The 4,782-nt window shown below is 34.8% G+C and carries 4 protein-coding genes; all 4 read right to left on the reverse strand.

Translation table 11 applies throughout. The features are described from left to right. A partial coding sequence (gene dnaB, locus IDG60_RS06225; protein WP_206160560.1) for a replicative DNA helicase occupies positions 1-1,175 on the reverse strand: 1,175 nt, incomplete at its 3' end. 31 nt (positions 1,176-1,206) lie between these two features. After that, the gene (gene rplI, locus IDG60_RS06230) at positions 1,207-1,653 is read right to left on the reverse strand and encodes a 50S ribosomal protein L9 (protein ID WP_000864305.1); all 447 of its coding nucleotides are present in this window, start codon (positions 1,651-1,653) and stop codon (positions 1,207-1,209) included. Further along, the gene (gene gdpP, locus IDG60_RS06235) at positions 1,650-3,617 is read right to left on the reverse strand and encodes a cyclic-di-AMP phosphodiesterase GdpP (RefSeq protein ID WP_001081638.1); all 1,968 of its coding nucleotides are present in this window, start codon (positions 3,615-3,617) and stop codon (positions 1,650-1,652) included. The genes rplI and gdpP overlap by 4 nt, the downstream gene beginning before the upstream one ends. A 14-nt stretch (positions 3,618-3,631) precedes the next feature. Further along, positions 3,632-4,570 carry a YybS family protein gene (locus IDG60_RS06240; RefSeq protein ID WP_206160561.1) on the reverse strand — a complete coding sequence of 313 codons (939 nt, stop codon included), beginning with the start codon at positions 4,568-4,570 and terminating at the stop codon, positions 3,632-3,634. Positions 4,571-4,782: the final 212 nt, after the last annotated feature.

Genomic DNA, 4,782 nt, shown 5'->3' on the forward strand with positions numbered 1-4,782 from the left:
GCATCTTGCTCAATCGAACCAGATTCACGAATATCACTCATCATTGGACGTTTATCTTGTCGTTGTTCAACACCACGAGATAACTGACTTAATGCGATAACTGGACATTCTAATTCACGGGCTAATGCTTTTAATGTACGAGAGATTTCAGAAACTTCCTGTTGTCTGTTATCGGACGCACGTGAACCACTACCTTGAATCAACTGTAAGTAGTCAATCACAATCATGTCTAAGCCATGTTCTTGCTTTAATCGACGACATTTAGAACGTAAATCATTAATTCGAATACCCGGTGTATCATCAATAAAAATCTTCGTACGTGATAATTTACCTACCGCTATAGTAAAACGACTCCAATCTTCCTCAGTCATAGTACCCGTTCTTAAGCGGTTTGAGTCAACATTACCAGAACTACAAATCATACGTGTGGCTAACTGATCAGCACCCATCTCTAGTGAGAAAATACCAACTGTATACATATCTTCATGCGTTGCAACTTTTTGTGCAATATTAAGTGCGAACGCAGTCTTACCTACAGATGGACGCGCTGCAAGGATAATTAAATCATTTCGGTTGAACCCTGCTGTCATTTGGTCTAAATCTCGATATCCTGTAGGTATACCTGGTGTTTGACCACTATTTTGATCAAGCTCTTCAGCTGTTTCATACACTTGTCCTAAGACGTCTCGAATGTCTTTAAAGCCATCGCTTTCACGAGAAGATGATAGCTCTAAAATTCGACGTTCTGCATCACTTAAAATCGCATCTAGTTCAAGTTCATCATTATATCCATCATTGGCAATACTATCTGCAGTTTGAATCAATCTACGTTTTAATGCATGCTTAGAAACGATATCAGTATAATACTGAACATTTCGCGTCGTTGGTACATTTGTAGATAACTCTGCAAGATATTGCGGGCCACCCGCTTCATTCAACGTACCTTCCGTCGATAATTGATCCATCAATGTTACAACATCAATTTCTTTATTATCTTCATTTAAGTGCATCATTGCACGGAAAATATGTTGATGGGCACCCCTATAAAACGACTCAGGAAGCAAAACTTCCTGAGTAGTATTAATCAATTCTGGATCTATAATAATTGAACCTAAGACAGACTGTTCAGCTTCATTGTTATGCGGCATTTGATTTTGCTCATACATTCTATCCATGAATGGTTACACCTCTTATTTCAATCCAACTTTATTGTTCAACTGTGTGTACGCGAATTGTACCTTCAACTTCTTTATCTAATTTAACAGGTACATTCGTATATCCTAGGGAATGAATTCCATTTGGTAAATCCATTTTACGTTTATCAATTTTAATATCATGTTGTGCTTTTAGTGCTTCGGCAATTTGTTTTGTACTTACTGATCCAAACAATTTACCACCTTCACCAGTTTTTGCTGATACTTCAACTTCAATGTTTGATAACGTTTCTTTTAATGCTTTAGCATCTTCAATTTCTTGTTGGCGTTCTTGTTTTGCACGTTTTTTCTGTAACTCTAATTGTTTAAGGTTACCTGGTGTTGCTTCTACAGCATAATTCTTTTTCAATAAGAAGTTATTTGCATAACCTACTGGTACTTCTTTAACTTCACCTTTTTTACCTTTACCTTTAACATCTTGTGTAAAAATTACTTTCATGCATCTTCACTCCTACTTAATTGTTCTGTAATTGCTTGTTGTAATTGTGCTATCGCCTCTTCGACTGTCACACCTTTAAGTTGTGTTGCAGCATTGGTTAAATGTCCACCGCCACCAAGTGCTTCCATTGTTAACTGAACATTTACTGAACCGAGTGAACGCGCAGATATACCAATCAGATTATCTTCACGTCTCGCAACAACATATGATGCTTCAATACCTTCTAAACTTAACAGTTCATCTGCTGCTTGTGCAACTGTTACTGGATGATAAATTTTATCGTCTGAACCATGCGCAATGGCTATGCCATTATCTTCAACTTTTACAGTTCGAATTAATTCAGATCGATTAATGTAAGTATCCACATCATCTTTTAAGAAATGTTGCGTTAAAATCGTATCTGCACCATGTGCACGTAAATAACTCGCTGCATCGAATGTTCTTGATCCTGTTCGTAATGTAAAGTTTCTTGTATCTACAATAATACCTGCATACATCACTGTTGATTCAAGACGTGTTAAACGTTGTTCTGTTGGTTGATATTCCAGTAACTCTGTTACCAATTCAGCTGTTGAACTTGCGTATGGTTCCATATATATCAACAATGGATTAGAGATGAAGCTTTCACCACGTCTATGATGATCGATAACAACTTTACGGTTTGCTTTATTTAAGACATTTTCATCTAAAACCAGTTCCGGTTTATGCGTATCAACAATCACTACGGTTGTCTTAGATGTCATCATATCCCAAGCATCATCTGATGTTATAAATCGCTCTCTTAACTCTGGCTTTTTATCAATTTCGTTCATCACGCGTCGTAATGTTGGATCAATGTCAGTCTCATTTAATACGATGTATGCTTCTAAATTATTCATCATTGCAAATCTAGACACACCGATTGCTGCACCAATTGCATCTAAGTCAGGACGTTTATGTCCCATGATAATGACTTTGTCACCCTCTGCAAGGATATCTTTTAACGCATGTGAGATCACTCGTGCTCTTACACGAGTACGTTTCTCCATCGGGTCAGTCTTACCGCCATAGAAACGCACATTACCATTAATACTTTTAATTGCAACTTGGTCGCCACCGCGCCCTAATGCTAAGTCTAGGCCTGATTGTGATAATTCACCTAAATCGATTAAATTTTCAGTACCTTCACCAACACCAATACTTAATGTTAATTGGGCACGATAACCAACACTTTTTTCACGTAATTGACTCAAGATATCAAATTTAGATTCTTCTAAGTCAGCTAATATTTTTTGATTTAAATAGGCTACGAATTGATCGGAACTATACCTTTTAAAGAATATATTATACTCAGTTGCCCATCGACTAATAACACGCGTTACCATTGAATTGATTTCCGAACGCTGCGTATCATTCATATTTTGAGTAATCTCATCGTAGTTATCTAAAAATAATGTCGCAATGATTGGTTTAGAATTTTCATATAGTTCATTTGTTTGTACTTGTTCAGTTATATCAAAGAAATAGAGGCAGTGATCATTCTCAGAATAACGTACTTGGAAATGATACTGATTATATTCTATTTCAACGGATTTCACTCTATCTAATTGCTTTAAAATGTTTGGAAATACTTCATTTACAGATTCAGAAATGACATTTGCTTCCATATGATTTGTCATAAATTGGTTAACCCATTCGATGTGATCATTTTCATCTAAAACAATGATACCAATTGGTAAATGTTTGATTGCTTTATTATTTGTTGTTGAAATTTGAGCACTCAAACCATCTACATAACTATCCATTTTCATTAAAGCTTGTCTGAATAAAATGATGCTAACAATAATCATCACGACAAGAACGATAGATGCAATTAATGCTATAAGACTATTAAAGATAAACCATACACCCATTAAAACAATTGCTGTGATGATCATGATGACAAATGGTATTAGTAAAGCTTTCTTAGTGGACTGCCGATTCATTATTCCACCTCTATTCACTTTTTAGAATTATTTTTCATGATTCGCTTCAAATTCAAACTTAAATCGATAACACCAAGTAGTCCTACAATATGTGTCGTAGGTGTCAGTATTGTACCGATAATCAATAGTAAAATCGTTACTGCATTCGGCAAACCTTTCGCTTTACCAAAGAAATGAATAACACTTAAACCTTGAATATACATTACTAATGATAACACAAGTTGGAAGTTTAAAAGAATGCTCTGGAACACACTCGGTTGACCTGTAAATAATAAACATATGATAACAATAATGTATATCCATAATAAAATACCGCTCATTTGCCACGCGAAAAGTGGCTTAAATACAGGTGTAGCGATTTTAAATTTTCGTAAAATCGGAAATGTAACGATTAAGTTAATTAAGACGATTAAAAATGTAATGATAATGATGAAACCTGGTAATTGAACGGTCGCTTGTCTAAACCCTTCTTCTAATATTTGGGTCATATTCGCATCGGCACCGCTCATCGTAATCGCTTCATGTAATGTTTGCTTGAAAGGTTTTACTATGCTCGCTGATGGTGGAATCCTTCCGAATGTTTGTAGTAACATAAAAGCGATTAATGAAATTAAGCTCATCGCTACTGTTGTTACGTATAACATTCTTTCTTTAGACGTTCTTTCTTTGAGCAATTGACCAATAATTAAACTTGCAATTAAGACTAATATGATGGCACTTAAAACGAAAGTATTACCTAAAACAGTTGTTATAATTACTGTAATAAGTGCACTAATCCCGAAAGATTGTATTGATTTATTCCATAAAACGATACCTGGTATGGTTGCAAACAATGCAAATATTAGTCCTAAACCAGGCACTAGATATAAAGCTAAAGCGACAAATACCAACGCAATCGTTGCAATTATTGTTGCTTTAGGTTGTATTTTTGAAAACACATAAGCCACTCCCATATTTTTAACTATAGCTATTATTTTAACCTCTTTAATGGAATTTAACAATTTATAGATTGTATGCTTCTATTTCATTTAATTGAATAATAACTTTCATGTTTTATAAGTAATTAACATACTCATTTGAATCGCTTTTGTGTGCTTTCATTTTCAACATGATTATTTAATCCCACTACATAGCAATCAAGCTTGATTTAGATTTACAATTCATT

Source organism: Staphylococcus sp. EG-SA-2 (assembly GCF_017152085.1).

Coding starts and splice junctions, on each gene's coding strand:
- IDG60_RS06240 (WP_206160561.1), bottom strand. CDS start 4,570: ATGGGAGTGGCTTATGTGTTTTCAAAAATACAACCTAAAGCAACAATA.
- rplI (WP_000864305.1), bottom strand. CDS start 1,653: ATGAAAGTAATTTTTACACAAGATGTTAAAGGTAAAGGTAAAAAAGGT.
- gdpP (WP_001081638.1), bottom strand. CDS start 3,617: ATGAATCGGCAGTCCACTAAGAAAGCTTTACTAATACCATTTGTCATC.